Below are 15,882 nucleotides of genomic sequence, written 5' to 3'. Positions count from 1 at the left end.
CTTTGCAGCTGTAACGTTGAACCCTCGAAGGTTGATTGCGAGGCTGTAAGCGGGACCGACTTATCCTCGATAACGGATACTAAGAAGGATTTTGCAGCATGGATATGTTTATTCAAATGTCAGCTGCAGGTCGAATTAGGGTGGAACCACGAGCTTAAGCGCACTCGTCCCTTTGTGGGAGAGATGCGTTTTTTTGCGTTCAAAAAATAAAAGCGAATAAGGAAGAATGGAGGATGAAGAGGATGGAAATCAACGTAATGCTGCCAGATGGAACAATCAAGAGGGTTAAGCAGGAGACCACAATCGAACAAATAGCGGAATCAATCTCTACAAGTCTTAAGAAAAATGCGGTTGCTGGCAAAATAAACGGCAATTTAGTTGATCTTAATCGACCAATCGAGCAAGACAGTGAGGTAGAGATTATAACGCATGATAGTATAGACGGACTATCCGTTTATCGCCACAGTACAGCGCATATCATGGCTCAGGCAATTAAACGATTATACGGAGATAAAGCCGTCAAGCTTGGTATTGGTCCCGTCATTGAAGACGGATTTTATTATGACATCGATATGGAGCAGTCCCTGTCGACCGATAATCTTGAAGCTATTGAGAAAGAAATGGCCAACATTATCGATGAGAACCTTCCAATTCTCCGCCAAATTGTCAGCCGCGATGAAGCAATTGCGATTTTCGAGAAGATGGAAGACCCTTATAAGCTGGAGCTCATTCATGCTTTGCCGCTGGATGCCGTGATAACAGTCTATAAGCAAGGTGAATTTCTTGATCTTTGTCGAGGACCGCATCTGCCATCCACTGGCCGCATCAAAGCGTTCAAGCTGCTGAATGTAGCGGGTGCTTACTGGCGAGGGGATTCCAATAACAAAATGCTGCAGCGCATATATGGGACTGCTTTTCCGAAGAAGGCTCAATTGGAGGAGCATTTGCATATGCTCGAGGAAGCGAAGAAACGAGATCATCGTAAGCTGGGTAAGGAGCTCGAATTGTTCATGTTCTCGGAAGAAGCACCGGGTATGCCGTTCTACCTGCCGAAGGGGATGACGATCCGCACGGAGCTGGAGGACTTCGCAAGAGAGCTGCAGAGACAGCGCGATTATGAAGAAGTTCGTACACCGCTCATGATGAATAACCGCATGTGGGAGCAGTCTGGACATTGGGATCACTATAAAGAAAATATGTACTTTACTAACGTGGATGACACGAAGTTTGCTTTGAAACCGATGAATTGTCCAGGTCATATGCTTATTTATAAGAATAGCCTTCATTCCTATAGAGAGCTGCCCATACGGATTGCTGAATTCGGTCAGGTGCATCGTCATGAATTCTCAGGCGCACTTAACGGGATGATGCGAGTGCGGACATTCTGTCAGGATGACGCCCATCTCTTTGTTCGACCAGATCAAATTGAAGAGGAAATCAAACGGATTATGGTCATGATCGATTATTTCTATCAAGTATTCGGTTTCGAATATAAGATCGAGCTGTCCACACGGCCGGAGGACTCCATGGGCTCTGAGGAGCTATGGGATCAAGCCGAACAATCTTTGCAAAATGTGCTGGATAAGCTGGGTGTTCCCTACCGTTTGAATGAAGGGGATGGCGCATTTTATGGACCGAAGATTGACTTTCATATTCTCGATGCGCTCAAGCGGAGCTGGCAATGCGGGACGGTTCAGCTGGATTTTCAAATGCCGGAGAAATTCGATCTTAACTATATCGGAGAAGATAGCCTGAAACATCGACCTGTCGTTATTCACCGAGCGGTGTATGGATCAATCGATCGATTCATCGGCATCTTAACTGAACATTATTCTGGCGCTTTCCCGCTGTGGCTCGCTCCAATTCAAGCAAAGATTATTCCTGTATCTAAGAATGATATCGATTATGCTTTTCAATTGAAGAAGGAGCTTGAAGAGGCCGGTATTCGCGTTGAAATTGATATTCGCGAAGAGAAGCTTGGATACAAGATTCGCGGGGCTCAGCTGGAGAAAGTGCCCTATATGTTCGTTCTTGGTAAGAAAGAGCGAGAATCCGGCCAAGTTTCGATTAGGAAGCGTGGAGAAGGCGACATCGGATCACTTCATATAGAGGAAATAATTCTGAGCTTGCGCGAAGAAATCAATGAGAAGAAGTAAGCTTTTGCCGATTGTGAAAGGGTAAAAGTTAATTAAATAAGACAATAAAATAAGGGGGTCTAGGATGCTTCTCATCCCGGACTCCCCTTATTTTTACATCTGCACACTCTTAACTTCGTACATATCCCCGCCGATAGCCTTCATGAACCCGTCAGCCATTTGGCTGCGGCAAGAATTGCCGGTACATAAGAAAGTAAAAAAGTTTTTTGTTCATCATGGATAGGCTCCTTCTTGGTGGTAGCTTTAATGAATGATGATAAGCCAGAGATAGAGACCTGTCAGTGTCAGGAATAACACGGGTATCGTGAGAACTAGGCCAGCTTTGAAATAAGTACCCCAAGTAATCGTTACGCCTTTACGAGAAAGGACATGCAGCCAGAGCAAGGTTGCTAATGAACCGATGGGGGTTATCTTAGGACCCAGATCAGAACCGATTACATTGGCAAAGATGAAAGCTTCTCGCAAGATACCAGTTGGATGAATTCCATTAATAGCCAGTGCATTGATCATCACCGTGGGCATATTGTTCATGAGCGAGGAGAGGATAGCTGCAAGAAAGCCTGTACCAATTGTTGCAGCAAACAGTCCTTGATCACCAATCCAGCCAATTACAGCTCCCAGCTTGTCGGTCAGACCGACATTACGCAAGCCATACACCACGACATACATGCCGATAGAGAATACTACGATTGCCCAGGGTGCTTCTCTAATCATTTTGCCAGTATGAATAGCAGGGCTTCGTCTAGCAAGAAGAATAAAGATGATTGCAGTAACCCCGGCAATGATGGATACAGGAACATGGATATATTCACTACTCAGATAAGCAGTAAGGAGAATGGCAAGAATAACCCAGGCTAATTTGAATAGGAACGGATCTTTTATCGCTTCTTTCGGAAGCTTTAATTGATTTTGCTCATAGTGAGTGGGAAGTCGTCGCCTGAAGAATAGGTAAAGCATAAGCAAGCTTGCTCCAACAGCAAACAAGGTGGGAATGATCATTCGACTAGCATAATGGACAAAACTGATTCCAAAAAAATCGGAGGATACAATATTGACCAGATTGCTGACTGTTAGGGGAAGAGAGGCTGTATCCGATATAAAGCCGCTAGCCATAACGAAGGGGATAATCATTCGCTCATCGATCTTCAAAGCGCGGACCACAGCAAGTACAATCGGTGTGAGGATAAGCGCGGCTCCATCATTAGCAAACAAGCCAGCTACTACAGCTCCTAAAAGGATGACATAAACGAAGAGAAGCTTCCCGTTCCCTTTGGCCAAACGAGCGATATGCAGGGCGGACCATTCGAATAAACCGATCTCGTCCAGAAGCAGAGAGATAATGATGATGGCAACAAAGGCAAGTGTAGCGTTCCAGACGATTTGTGTAACTTCCCATACATCGTGGAAGCTGACTACACCGGCTATTAAGGCGAGTAAAGCACCGCCGCTAGCAGACCAACCGATATTCAAGCCCTTTGGCTGCCAGATGACAAAAGTTAACGTTAGAAGAAAGATCAGTGATGCGACTGCGAGCATGATGCCTCCTGATTAATTACAGCTCTGTGGACGGGCTGCTTGGATTTGTTCGGTCATAGATGAAAGTTGGTCGAGGATTCCAAGTAAATGAGGCTTGTCCTTCATGTTAAGCGAGTAATAAATCCACTGGCTGCGTCTTGTCTCATTCACAAGACCCCTGGCTTTTAGCTTCTTTAGATGCTGGCTTATGTTGGGCTGTGTGGTATGCAAAATTTCAACCAGATCACAAACACACATTTCTTTCTCCTACAAGAGGGCAATTATATTCAGGCGGGTTTTGTCAGAGAGCAGCTTCAGCGAGTCTGAAAGTTGGGAGACGGTAATCATATATTTCCCTCTTCATTCTGATTGTGGACATGGATAACCATGGATAAGCATGAACAGTGAATTGAACATGAGCGTGGAACCTCTTATTTTGATTATACTTATTCCTTTAAATAAGTAAACGGTTATATTAGTGATCGCTGATATATGATGGGGGATATCTCATATTATGGATCTAACATTCTTAAGATAGTAATAAGTAATTATTACTGTTAAGATAGAGATGAAGCATTAACTTTCATCTGCTTTAGGAGGTCTATTCGTGCGTTCATTTGGTTCTCAATGGGGGATTAATCTCTTTTTTATCGCGTTGATGAGTTTCATGGTCGTGATCTTTTTACATCCGAGTGTGTTCTCAGATTTATCCATGCCTGATTTAACCCTATTGCGATCCTTCAAGACAATGTTTATAAGCATTATTCTTGAAGCATTTCCTTTTATCTTATTTGGGGTTCTCGTTTCTTCTTTTTTACAAATCTTCGTATCAGAGAAATGGATTCGCAAGCTTGTTCCTTCTAATCCGCTGCTTGGTATATTGTTCGCCTGTGTACTAGGCATTTTGTTCCCGGTTTGTGAATGCGGCTTGATCCCAGTTGTAAGACGTTTAATTGCAAAAGGAATGCCGCTTTATGTAGGTGTCGTATTCATTCTGGTTGGCCCAATCGTCAATCCAATTGTCTATGCAGCCACCTATATCGCGTTCCGGACAAGACCGGAGATGGTTTATGCCCGAATGGGACTGGCGCTGTTTGTAGGACTTGTGATTGGTTTGGTCCTGTTTACCTTTGTGCGCAAGAACCAATTGAAGACCTCTCAAAGTACGCTCTATTCAAGCGTCAGCACAGAAGACGGCAAGATTGAGCATCAGCACAAACGAAGCAGCAGCAAAATAACTCAGATGCTGGAGCATGCGGGAAGTGAATTTTTTGAAATGGGTAAATATCTGATGTTTGGTTCGATCATTACTGCGGCCATTCAGGCATTCGTGCCAAGAAGTGATTTGGTCGATATTGGGCAAGGAGCGATAACCTCGCATGTGTTCATGATGGGGTTTGCCTATATTTTATCGCTTTGCTCAACCTCTGATGCTTTCGTTGCGTCGTCTTTCGTGAATACCTTCTCGGCCGGCTCTCTGCTGACCTTTATGGTATTCGGCCCTATGCTGGATCTCAAAGGCTCCTTAATGCTGCTCTCCGTTTTCAAGACTCGGTTTGTCCTCACGCTGGCCTTTCTTATTGTCATTACCGTTAGTCTAGGGTCATTTCTAATCGAGAGGTTCTATTTATAACGAATCATAGAGGGTTGAAAAGGAGAATGAAGATGGAATTTGAAGAGGAACGTTCCTATACCTTTCATTACATTCTGCGCGCAGTGATCATGCTTGGCTTGACCTTCTATATTGTTCATTTGGTGAAGACAGATAGCCTGCTGTACTACATAGCGCCTCGCATGATGATTTATGTGAAAATAGCTGCGCTTCTTTTATTCGTGGTTGCGGTCTATCAAGGATTTTTGGCTGTAAAATCGAGGTTCGGTGAGAATCAGGAGGATTGTGGCTGTGATCATGTGCCATCGCGATCTATAGGGGTCAATATGTTCATCTATTCTTTATTTGTCTTTCCTTTACTCTTAGGGTTTTTCCTCCCCGATACTGTCATGGGAAGTGATGTAGCCTCGATAAAAGGTATGAATTTGAGTGCTACCGGTATGGTCAAGACAGCAGCAGCTGCTGCGCTCAAGTCCGACAATGCGAAGAAGAATGTGTCCTCCACGGTCAATCCTTTTTCGGTGACAGCGGGAGATAGCGCACTTATTTCTCCATCGACGCCAGCAGCTGATCAAGGTACGATGGCATCCACGGGTAGTTCGACTAAGTCTTTGGGAACCCCCCTTTCGGCAGAAGATATCAAGCTGCAGGAAATGTTCAAGCCCGATGAATATACCGAGGATTATTCGAAACTTGCCTTAAAGCTGTATAAGAAGAAGGCTCCCATAACGATTAAAGAAGAAGGCTTTATGGAATTATTGACGGCCGTCGATCTTTACATGGACAATTTTGTAGGTAAGAAAATGATCGTAAGCGGCTTTATCTACAGAGAAGATGATATGGCGCCCAATCAATTTGTCGTGTCCAGACTGGCTATGCAGTGCTGTTCGGCAGATTCATCCCCTTATGGGGTTGTGGTGGAGTCAAATAAGAGTAAGGACTTCCCTAAGGATACCTGGGTAACGATTACGGGTACCATCGGGAAGACCGTTTACAATAAGAATACGATTATGAAATTGGATGCCGTTAAGATCGAGAAGATCAAAGCTTCAAAAACACCTTACGTATATCCGTACTTCGATGATTTCTCCAATCTTGTTAAGTAAGCTGTTCCCATTCCAGCTTGAATCGCTCCTGATCGAATTCAATTCCAATAGCAACGAGATAGGGCTCACCCGTATAGGCTGTTGGCTCCCAATTCGTTCGTTTACCGGCATGCTGCATGAGATACATTTGACCTTGATTGGGGAAGGAAATATAGCCCTTTGCCCGAAGCAGCTCTTTCTTCCAGCGATGAAGAAAACGTTCAACTTGCTCACGCGTGAGGCGAGCAGACGTTGTCCAAGAGAGAGATAGCGTCTGGATGCGGGAGAAGGAACGGTCTGATTCAGCATGGTCATGCTTAGGTGCGGAGGACACTGAACCTTCCGCATTTTTTTGTTTCAACGAGATGCTTTTTACCATTTGTAAACGCTGAACAGCTTGCTCCTTGATTTCTTCTCGCTTCGTCACTCCCTCAAGAAGGGGTGCCAAATGCAAGGAGCTGTAGGTAGTATAAGAGATTGATGCATGTTCATTTTGCTTACGAATTGCCTTCTCAATTTTTTGCAGCTGAGCCGGTTTGACGAGGTCGGTTTTGTTAACGATTACGAAATCAGCGACTTCCAGCTGTCTGCGGAGCGTTCGAACAAGCTGCTTGTCGGTAGCGAATATGCTGTTATAATCGAGAGCATGCTCGGCATCTAGAAGTGTAATAATGCGCTTCAAACGCAGCTGTCCGATAAGTCCAGGCTCAGTCAGAGCATCCGCAATCTCTTCTGGATTGGCGACACCTGTGAGCTCGATTATGATGACATCCGGTTTCGTTTTAAGAAGGAGGCTTAAACTGCCTGCCATTTCGCTTTTCTTACTGCAGCAAATACAGCCATCTAATAGTTTCTCCAAAGATGCAGGGCTGTGTTCACCAAGTATCCTACCATCTACATCTTGTTTGCCTAATTCATTCATCAGAATGCCGGGCTTCAATCCGCGGCTTGCAATCTCTTCTAGCAATCGAAGCAACAGCGTTGTTTTGCCGCTGCCCAAAAATCCACTTAAGACTAGTACCGGGATTCTCAACAGGGACACCTCCATTTATAAGTAATAATTACGAACTATTATGATTATAATCAATAGAGAACGTTGGGAGCAAATCATAATTTTCTTGTTTAGCTAACAGCAGCAGCGCAAGTTGCTCAATCAATTGATCTATATCGTGGAACTAAAGAAACAGACAACCGCAGCGGAGCGAGCAGAATCGTTCTGGAGAAACGCTAGTGTTCGCCTTTGCAGCTGGATTCTTACCCTATAAGGGTTAAGAAAATCAAAGAATCCAGCTGCAACAGCGATCGGAAGGACGATCTGCTCGCGCAGCGCAGTCCCTCGGCCAACGATTTAGTTGAATTTATCTATTTTATATAGCCTTTGTATGAACCATTTGACGAATAGCCTAAATGATGATAAATTGATTAAGCGTAAAAATTACATATTAACCTTATTAATATCGTAATTATTACACATATGAAAGAGGTGGAAGTAGATGTTACTAGTATCTATGCAAAATGTAGAGTTTGGCTATAGTGATGTTCCATGCTTGCATGGTGCAAGTATTGACATATTTTCAGGTGAATTCGTGGCGGTAACCGGCCCTAATGGAGCCTCTAAGACCACCTTGCTTAAGCTTGCACTGGGCGTATTGCAGCCTTGGAAAGGCAAGGTAGAGCTCTCCCCATATAATTCGGAAGGGAGCAAGCTTAGCGTAGGGTATGTTTCTCAGCAAATCGCGGCTTTTAATGGTGGATTTCCTAGCACAATTCTGGAGTTTGTTCGTTCAGGCAGATATGTAAGAGGTTCTTGGTTCCGCAAGTTAAAGCCATTAGATCATGAGTTAACCGAGCAAGCACTTCGTCAAGTAGGGATGTGGGAGCTGCGTTATCGCAAGATTGGCGAGCTGTCTGGAGGACAGAAGCAGCGGATTTGCATCGCTAGAGCATTAGCCCAGCAGCCGGATCTTCTCGTTCTGGATGAGCCTTCGACAGGGATGGATCAAGCAAGTCGGTTCGGATTCTACGAGCTCATGCATCATCAAGTGAAGGAGCATGGGAGAACCGTAGTTATGGTCACACATGGGTTAACTGAGGTCCAGCCCTATCTGGATCGTATTATTGAGCTGGAGAGAAAGGAGGAGGGAGGATGGAAATGCTGCACTACGACTTCATGCAGCGGGCATTTTGCGCCGGTGGGATCATAGCACTGCTAGCTTCCGTGCTTGGCGTGTATCTCATGCTTCGCCGCCAGGAGTTAATGGCTGACATGTTATCTCACGTATCTTTGGCTGGTGTTGCTGGCGGAGCATATCTTCATATCAATCCAACTCTAACCGGCTTTGCCGTTGCCGTTGTTGGAGCGATCGCTGTGGAGTATGTCCGAAGATCCTACAAAACCTATAGTGAAATATCGATTGCGATCATCATGGTCGGGGGGCTATCATCGGCTGTTGTGCTGATGAGTCTGAATCAGAGCGTTAATAAAAGCTTCTCCTCCTATCTGTTTGGCTCAGTCGTTGCTGTCAATCAAACAGAACTTTTATTAATGATCGTTGTAGCTGTTGTAGGTTTAGCCTTCTTCTACCTCTTCCGCCGACCTTTATACCAAATCTCATTCGATGAGGAAACCGCACGCACGAATGGCCTTCCGGTCAAAACGATTTCTCTCTGCTTCAGCGTGTTAACAGGTATGATCGTCGCTGCAGCGATGCCAATTGTCGGCGTTCTGCTGGTCTCTTCCTTAATCATTCTTCCGGCTGCTCTAGCGATCCGAATTGCACCAAGCTTCACCGCTGCCCTGTTTATTTCCATGGTCATTGGCTTAGTTGGGGTATTCTCTGGTCTAACGACCTCTTATGAGCTTAGTACGCCTCCAGGAGGGACAATTGCTCTTATTCTACTTGTCTTCCTAATTGCAGGTATCAGTATCAAGAAATTAATATTGAAGCTTGGAAAAAGAAGCAAGAAAAATAAAAAGGAAATAGAAGGTGCCTTGTACAACGCTCAGGTATCCCGTTTCAAGAAGGAAGCTTTTGAGAACGAGCTTTCATAAATTCATAATTCAGGAGGAAAAGTAAATGAAGACAAGCAAGACGATAGGCAAACAATCATTAGCCGTATCAGCGGGACTCGCACTCGTATTATTATCAGGCTGCGGGGGGAATGCGAACCAAGCGAATAATGCTTCAACCGTACCTGCCAATAATGTGAATACAGGCAAGAAGTTGAATGTTGTGACTACGTTCTATCCGATGTATGAATTCAGCAAGCAAGTAGCTGGGGACCATGCTGATGTGATCGCTTTGATTCCAGCAGGTGCTGAGCCTCATGACTGGGAGCCTAGCGCGAAGGATATGGCGAAGGTGAAGGAAGCTGATATTTTTATCTACAACGGAATTGTTGAAGGCTGGGTAGATAAGGCTCTTGCTAGTGCTTCTAATGATAAACGCGTAGTTGTAGAAGCGAGTAAAGGGATTAATTTGATGGAAGGTATGCATGAAGAGGAAGAGGGCGATGCTCACAATGCGGAAGAGGGCACAATTCTAGATCCTCACGTTTGGTTAGATCCGGTTCTTGCGCAGAAGGAAGTAGAGTCGATTCAAGCTGCTTTCGAGCAAGCTGATCCAGCCAATAAAGAAGACTACAAGAAGAATGCAGAGTCTTATATCGCGAAATTAAAGGATCTGGACGAGGCATACAAAAGCGGCCTTAAAGATGTTAAAAACAAAGATTTTGTTACTCAGCATGCGGCGTTCAGCTATCTAGCCAAGCAATATGGGCTTACACAGGTGCCAATTGCAGGCCTTTCCCCAGAACAAGAGCCTTCTCCAGGTAAGATGGCGGATATAATCAAATTTGCTAAAGAACATCAAGTCACAACGATTTTCTTTGAAACTCTAGTTGATCCAAAAGTTGCTCAGACTGTAGCGAATGAGCTTGGAGCCAAGACAGATGTATTGAACCCGATTGAAGGCTTGACGGATGAAGATAAGACCAAAAATTTGGATTACATCGGGATTATGAAGAATAATCTGGAAGCATTGAAGAAAGCATTAAACGAGTAGCATGGAGTCTGGAGCACCATTCTGGTTTAAATTCGTAAAAATTACGTATATGAGGTGATGAAATGAACGCAGCTAAACTACCGGTAACCGTTCTGAGCGGCTATCTGGGTGCTGGTAAAACAACGGTATTGAATCATGTGCTGAACAACCGTGATGGTTTAAAGGTTGCCGTTATTGTCAATGATCTGAGTGAAGTTAACATCGATGCCACGTTGATTAAGGATGGCGGTGGTCTTTCACGTACGAATGAGACCTTGGTCGAGATGTCTAACGGTTGTATCTGCTGCACACTTCGAGAAGATTTGCTTCGTGAGGTCGAGAGACTGGCGAAGGAGAATCGATTCGATTATATCCTGATTGAATCAACGGGTGTAGGTGAACCGATCCCTGTCGCACAGACCTTTACCTACATGGATGAAGAGCAGAATATCGATTTGACTCGTTTTTGCCGATTGGACTGCATGGTTACGGTAGTTGATGCTTATCGCTTCTGGCATGATTACTCTTCAGGAGAGACGCTTTTGGAGCGCAGTCAAGCTGTAGGGGAGGATGATACCCGTGAGGTTGTCGATTTGCTAATTGATCAGATTGAATTCTGCGACGTTCTGCTGCTGAACAAATGCGATCTGGTAGCGGAGGATGAATTAGTTGAGCTTGAGGGAGTTCTTCGGAAGCTTCAGCCAAGGGCTAAACTAATACGTATCCAGCAGGGACAGGTCGATCCAAGCGAGATTTTGAACACGGGTCTATTCGACTTCGATGAAGCAAGTGTTTCCGCCGGTTGGATGAAAGAAATGGAGAAGCCTGTACATACCCCGGAGACGGAAGAATACGGAATCTCCTCCTTTGTATACGAACGAGCCAGACCATTTCATCCAGAGCGATTAATGGAGTGGTTCAACGAATGGCCGACTGAGATCGTACGTGCCAAGGGTATCATGTGGCTCGCAAGCCGCAATGCACTCGGACAAAGCATAAGCCAAGCGGGTCCTTCGATCTCCTTTGGTCCATCCGGTTATTGGGTTGCAGCGCTTCCGGAAAATGAACGCAAGGTTCATTTTCAAGAGGATCCAGAACTTGCATCGAACTGGGATGCAACTTATGGGGATCGTATCAACAAAGTGGTGTTTATCGGGATCGATATGGATCGTCAAGGCATCAGTACAAGCCTAGATGATTGCTTGCTCACCGATCAAGAAATGAAAGAAGATTGGACGCAGTTTGTAGACGTGCTGCCTAACTCTGAGGTGGAACCTTTAGATGCAGAAGCTTGTCCAATAGCCTAAACCTAATAGAAGGTAGGAAAGAATCATGCGAGTCGTTGTAACTTTAGCTTGTACAGAAACAGGAGATCGGAACTACACCACCTCCAAGAATAAAAGAACGCTAACCAGCCGCATAGAGTTCATGAAGTACAGCCCTCGTCTGAAAAGAATAACGCTGCACCGTGAAACGAGATAATCTTCGCAATCAACCAATTACGATCTGAAGAATAAATTCTTCTCTAATTGAAGAAAATAAAGAGGTACGTCAAACTATAAAATTGGGAGGTTTATTCATGACTCGAGCAACGTTATACTCTTTAATAGCTCTAGGAGTAATAGGAAGTTCTGTTGCTGCGTACGGAATGAAGAATCGAAATATTCCAGTGAATATGGCTAAACGTATGATTCGAAAGTAAGAAGTCTAAACAAATAACCTTGATCCGTAATGGGTCAAGGTTATTTCAGGTTTCTGTTTTCACTCATCATCCTCGGAATCAGAATAAGCACCCGTGTATGTCAGACTATTACTCGGCGTTCTTATACAAAATCAAACCCCACCCCTTTTTTTAGGGTAATTATGGTAATGTAGAATGTAGCTAATAGACTTATATGGACCTACGATATCGTAACGCAATTCATTCAGGACTACAATCAACAACGGATTCATGGGAGTATTTAATAGTTGTCGCTATCTTTAATCAAAAAGGTTCTCTATTAGCAATAAAAGTATTGGGAGGAAATATGTGAAAAAATATTTATTTGTTAATCCAGCTGTTATAGTCGCTATGATCGTATATTTAGTAGTTTTGGCAGTAATACCAACCATTATTGTTTACTTCAGTGAAGTAATTAATCCGTGGATTAAAATAACATTTGTAGTTAGTTGGTATTTTTTTCTAATTAGCTATTTTTATTTTACTGGGATAAATAAAGTAGTTGTAGTAAGTGACAAGAGTGTTGAATATAGGTCGTTTAAAAAAAGTATAAAATTAAACTGGGAGGAGATTGTTGAAGTTGGCCTTGTCTATTATTCACCATATCCCAGAGGACGACCGACTAGATTCATTTGTTTCTCAAAGGTAGCTAATAATACACAAATTAGAATTACTAAATTTTCAAATGAATGTATTTATATGAGGAATAGACGTGGGCTTATTCCGTATTTACATACATATTGGAAAAAAGAAATTGGTGATGTGAAAGGGGGATGCAAGTGAAATTAAAGTCACATGTAATTATTATTGTCGTCGTAATTTTCGTAAGTCTCCCTCTCTTCAAAAGTATATTTGTGTATTTCCATGATTCTCACCTCATAAGTATCGCGTTAAAAAAACATTATCAAGCGGTATCATCACAAGAAGTTACTTTGCTAAAAATGGAATTGCCGTTTTTAATACGCCCAGCAATGGCAGTAGGTGGAGTAGAGCAAACATGGGAAGCTCTAGTAAACGGGAATTTGATTTATTCGGGGCATTATGGGAGTGAAATCATTAGTTTAGTTACGGATGATGGGCATGACTATATGCTTGATAAACGATCCATTTCGTTTGTTCCAATGAATACCCTTGTAGACGTAGAAGATACGAAGGGCTTAACCACTATTGGAGCATTCTTGTATGTACTGATTTATACGACATTATGTGTATTCTATATTGTCAACTTATGCGCCGTTTTTGTTAAAAGAGCAATACGGAAGAAAAAACATGCGTTTGGGAATTAATAGCGTCATTATCATATCAAGGCTGCCGATAATTTTTTACGGCAGCCTGTTTAAATTTCCATTTTTATGTCGCGATGCTAGAGATCGACATCTAGAATATGTTCGGTAAGCAAGCTGTTTATTTCTACGAGATTACCTTTTTGTATGGTTTGCAGCAGCAATTCATGACTTTCCCATAAGGGATTGAGGTCGGAATAAGTCTGCCCTTGCACGATAAAATACAGTCTGATGCGATTGAAGATGGAAGTCCAAATTCCGAGTAAGTTAGGGACGTTTGAGAGCGTAACCCAATATTCATGGAAGGCCAAATCGCAATCTACCAATTTGTATAAATCCTTCTCATCCGCCGCTTGTTTCATATTGCCAATGATGGCAGTTAGATTGTTTAAATGCTGCTCTGTTAGATTCGGCAATGCCTTGCGGATTGCGAAGATTTCAAGCGTAAGACGAATGGGGAGAAGGACCTCCTCCACTTCCTCAACAGAGATATCAGCAACCATTGTATCCTTGTAGGGTTGGGAATTGATTACACCTTCCTGCTCAAGCATGCGAATAGCCTCGCGTATGGGACCACGACTTACCCCCATCTGTTTCGCCATCTCTACCTCGCGTAGACGATCACCAGGTTTAAGCTTCCCTTGAAAAATAGCTTTACGTATATCATCGGTTATTTTATGGCGTAACGATGTGTTTTTTTGTTCTTCAAAACGAAATTCACTCATTTGGGCTTACCTGCTTTCATCTCACCTAAGTTGCTCCATTCCCTATAGTACTGAAAATGATTATGGATGTAAACAGCATAACATTACGTTGTAGTCAATCATAATAAACACAAAAGATTGTAGACAATATAATAATAAAATCTTATATGGAGGAAGAAGTCAGTCGACCCCATGTGGAACTATCGTATCTATGAAAAATAAAGGGGCTGTACCCGCGAGGTAGACTTTTGCTACTTGCGGGACAGCACCTCATTTCTGTGAATTTTGGTGAATCCATGTGGAAAAACGCGGATATTCATGAAGAATACCCGCGTTTTCGGAACTATTTCGCAAGCTCACCGAACCTTGAGAAGACGGCGAGAGCGGGATCGATCGGTACTTCCGCACGTTTTAGGTCCATAGGAATGGGAATCTCCGGCGTTGGGCGCGGCAGCCTCCCTCCGAATTGTGGAAGCCACTCTTGCTCGGCTTGCAACATTTCGGTGACCATCTCCCGGATCTCCCTCAGCGTGAGCACAGATGAAGTTAAAGGATCGAGTGCGAGCGCATGGACGACAGTCTCGGGATCTCCCGACTTAGCCGCGAGGACAGCCAGGCGCTGTACGTTGATGTTCGTCAGATTCAGCGCCGCACATTGTGGTGGTATTTCTCCAATGATGGTGCGGTGAAGACCAGTACGGTCGGCGAATACTGCACCTTCCGCGCAGCATTCCGCAGGCAGGTTGGAGATCATCCCGTCATTGCGAATGTTACCGCTGAACTTGAACGTACGTCCCGTCTCTAACGCTTCAATAATATAGGCGCAATATTCAACGCTGCGAGGAGGGAGAGCGGCTGATTCTTCGGACAAAATATCTTGCTCCTTGTACTTGTCAGCAACATACGTGCACCATGTATAGTACGCGCCCGTTTCTCCGCCGAACGACGGCTCGTCACAATACTCGTCGAGTGCCTTCTGATTTTTACGGAACCATGGTACATACTCGGATAGATGGCCCGTCGATTCAGTCATGAAATAACCAAAATGACGGAACACTTCACCTCGGACTTTCTCGTTCACGTAGAACTCGGGCTGCTCGAACTTCTCCCTAAGTAACGGATACAAATCTACGCCCTTATGGGAAAGCTCGGTAAACCAACCCATGTGATTGATCCCAGCAGAGATATAGTCGATTTCCTGTTTGGATACGCCGGTATAGCCTGCTATAAGATCGAGCGTCGTTTGAACACCATGGCACAAGCCGACATACTTGACGTTCGTCTCGCCGAGTGCCCAACAGATCATAGCCATCGGATTTACATAGTTAAGTAACGTTGCATTCGGGCATAACTCTTCCATATCTTTCGCGACTTCCAGAATGACCGGAATGCTGCGCAGGGCGCGGAATACTCCGCCGGGTCCAAGCGTATCGCCGATGCATTGATCGACGCCGTATTTCATCGGGATTTTGTAATCCAGTTCGAACGCCGAAACGCCGCCTACCTGAAAGGAGGTAATGACGTAGTTAGCACCACGTAGTGCTACCCGCCTATCGGTTGTGATCGTAACTTTGGATTTTAGGTGGTTCTCCTTGATGACTCTGTCAGCGAACGCTTTGACCTGTGAGGTCTTACCCGTCGAGGGCGCCATAAGAACGAATTCTGTATCTTCCAGATCCTTGGTGGCCATGATATCCAGCATCAGCGTTTTGCAGAATACGATACTTCCTGCTCCGATAATCGCGATCCTTCTCAATTTCATCC

At 44.2% G+C, this 15,882-nt stretch carries 15 protein-coding genes and 1 pseudogene; 10 read left to right on the top strand and 6 right to left on the bottom strand.

All coding sequences use genetic code 11. From position 1 onward, the window contains the following. Window positions 1-242: 242 nt before the first annotated feature. On the top strand, window positions 243-2,156 hold the full coding sequence (gene thrS, locus EKN16_RS09385; protein ID WP_125655723.1) for a threonine--tRNA ligase: 1,914 nt from the start codon (window positions 243-245) through the stop codon (window positions 2,154-2,156). Between the two features lie 105 nt (window positions 2,157-2,261). Here the strand turns inward: thrS and EKN16_RS09380 are convergent. From EKN16_RS09380 to EKN16_RS09370, 3 genes and pseudogenes are all read right to left on the bottom strand, one after another. After that, window positions 2,262-2,370, bottom strand: a pseudogene (locus tag EKN16_RS09380) (arsenate reductase/protein-tyrosine-phosphatase family protein); the annotation flags it as partial. 29 nt (window positions 2,371-2,399) lie between these two features. Next, window positions 2,400-3,692 (bottom strand): arsenic transporter, encoded by a 1,293-nt coding sequence (locus tag EKN16_RS09375; protein ID WP_125655721.1) that lies wholly within the window; start codon window positions 3,690-3,692, stop codon window positions 2,400-2,402. A gap of 12 nt (window positions 3,693-3,704) precedes the next feature. Continuing rightward, complete coding sequence (locus EKN16_RS09370) at window positions 3,705-3,929, bottom strand: ArsR/SmtB family transcription factor (RefSeq protein ID WP_311547856.1); 225 nt, start codon at window positions 3,927-3,929, stop codon at window positions 3,705-3,707. 349 nt (window positions 3,930-4,278) lie between these two features. Here EKN16_RS09370 and EKN16_RS09365 point away from each other — a divergent pair, with 349 nt between their 5' ends. Continuing rightward, on the top strand, window positions 4,279-5,304 hold the full coding sequence (locus tag EKN16_RS09365) for a permease (RefSeq protein WP_232016327.1): 1,026 nt from the start codon (window positions 4,279-4,281) through the stop codon (window positions 5,302-5,304). Between the two features lie 32 nt (window positions 5,305-5,336). After that, window positions 5,337-6,389 (top strand): TIGR03943 family putative permease subunit, encoded by a 1,053-nt coding sequence (locus EKN16_RS09360; RefSeq protein ID WP_125655719.1) that lies wholly within the window; start codon window positions 5,337-5,339, stop codon window positions 6,387-6,389. Here EKN16_RS09360 and EKN16_RS09355 read toward each other — a convergent pair. Beyond that, the gene (locus tag EKN16_RS09355) at window positions 6,382-7,401 is read right to left on the bottom strand and encodes a CobW family GTP-binding protein (RefSeq protein ID WP_125655717.1); all 1,020 of its coding nucleotides are present in this window, start codon (window positions 7,399-7,401) and stop codon (window positions 6,382-6,384) included. The two genes, EKN16_RS09360 and EKN16_RS09355, sit on opposite strands and share 8 nt — an antisense overlap. A gap of 460 nt (window positions 7,402-7,861) precedes the next feature. On the opposite strand from EKN16_RS09355, the gene EKN16_RS09350 reads away from it, so the two are divergent. The 7 genes from EKN16_RS09350 to EKN16_RS32160 all read left to right on the top strand — a co-directional run bounded on the left by EKN16_RS09350 (window position 7,862) and on the right by EKN16_RS32160 (window position 13,417). Further along, a complete protein-coding gene (locus EKN16_RS09350) occupies window positions 7,862-8,572 on the top strand; it encodes a metal ABC transporter ATP-binding protein (RefSeq protein ID WP_125655707.1) in 711 nt (236 codons plus the stop codon). Continuing rightward, complete coding sequence (locus EKN16_RS09345) at window positions 8,515-9,420, top strand: metal ABC transporter permease (protein ID WP_125655705.1); 906 nt, start codon at window positions 8,515-8,517, stop codon at window positions 9,418-9,420. Before EKN16_RS09350 ends, EKN16_RS09345 begins: the two co-directional genes overlap by 58 nt. Before the next feature lie 25 nt (window positions 9,421-9,445). After that, window positions 9,446-10,432, top strand: a complete 987-nt coding sequence (locus tag EKN16_RS09340; protein WP_125655703.1) for a metal ABC transporter substrate-binding protein — start codon at window positions 9,446-9,448, stop codon at window positions 10,430-10,432. A gap of 62 nt (window positions 10,433-10,494) precedes the next feature. Further along, window positions 10,495-11,718 (top strand): GTP-binding protein, encoded by a 1,224-nt coding sequence (locus EKN16_RS09335; protein ID WP_125655701.1) that lies wholly within the window; start codon window positions 10,495-10,497, stop codon window positions 11,716-11,718. Between the two features lie 25 nt (window positions 11,719-11,743). Beyond that, window positions 11,744-11,893 (top strand): 50S ribosomal protein L33, encoded by a 150-nt coding sequence (gene rpmG, locus EKN16_RS09330; protein WP_125655699.1) that lies wholly within the window; start codon window positions 11,744-11,746, stop codon window positions 11,891-11,893. A 547-nt stretch (window positions 11,894-12,440) separates the two neighbouring features. Next, window positions 12,441-12,914 (top strand): hypothetical protein, encoded by a 474-nt coding sequence (locus tag EKN16_RS09325; RefSeq protein WP_125655697.1) that lies wholly within the window; start codon window positions 12,441-12,443, stop codon window positions 12,912-12,914. Window positions 12,915-13,102: 188 nt separating this feature from the next. Next, window positions 13,103-13,417, top strand: a complete 315-nt coding sequence (locus EKN16_RS32160) for a hypothetical protein (RefSeq protein WP_164522744.1) — start codon at window positions 13,103-13,105, stop codon at window positions 13,415-13,417. A gap of 77 nt (window positions 13,418-13,494) precedes the next feature. On the opposite strand, the gene EKN16_RS09315 is transcribed toward EKN16_RS32160, so the two are convergent. Together EKN16_RS09315 and melA are read right to left on the bottom strand one after the other, a co-directional pair. Next, complete coding sequence (locus EKN16_RS09315; protein WP_125655693.1) at window positions 13,495-14,139, bottom strand: GntR family transcriptional regulator; 645 nt, start codon at window positions 14,137-14,139, stop codon at window positions 13,495-13,497. A 322-nt stretch (window positions 14,140-14,461) separates the two neighbouring features. Further along, entirely contained in the window at window positions 14,462-15,874 is a 1,413-nt protein-coding gene (gene melA, locus EKN16_RS09310; protein ID WP_125655691.1) for an alpha-galactosidase, read from the bottom strand. Window positions 15,875-15,882 lie beyond the last annotated feature (8 nt).

Source organism: Paenibacillus baekrokdamisoli (genome assembly GCF_003945345.1).
GTDB lineage: Bacteria > Bacillota > Bacilli > Paenibacillales > Paenibacillaceae > Paenibacillus_Z > Paenibacillus_Z baekrokdamisoli.
The sequence above is the reverse complement of the archived record's forward strand: the minus strand, read 5'-3'. Positions and strand labels throughout refer to the sequence as shown.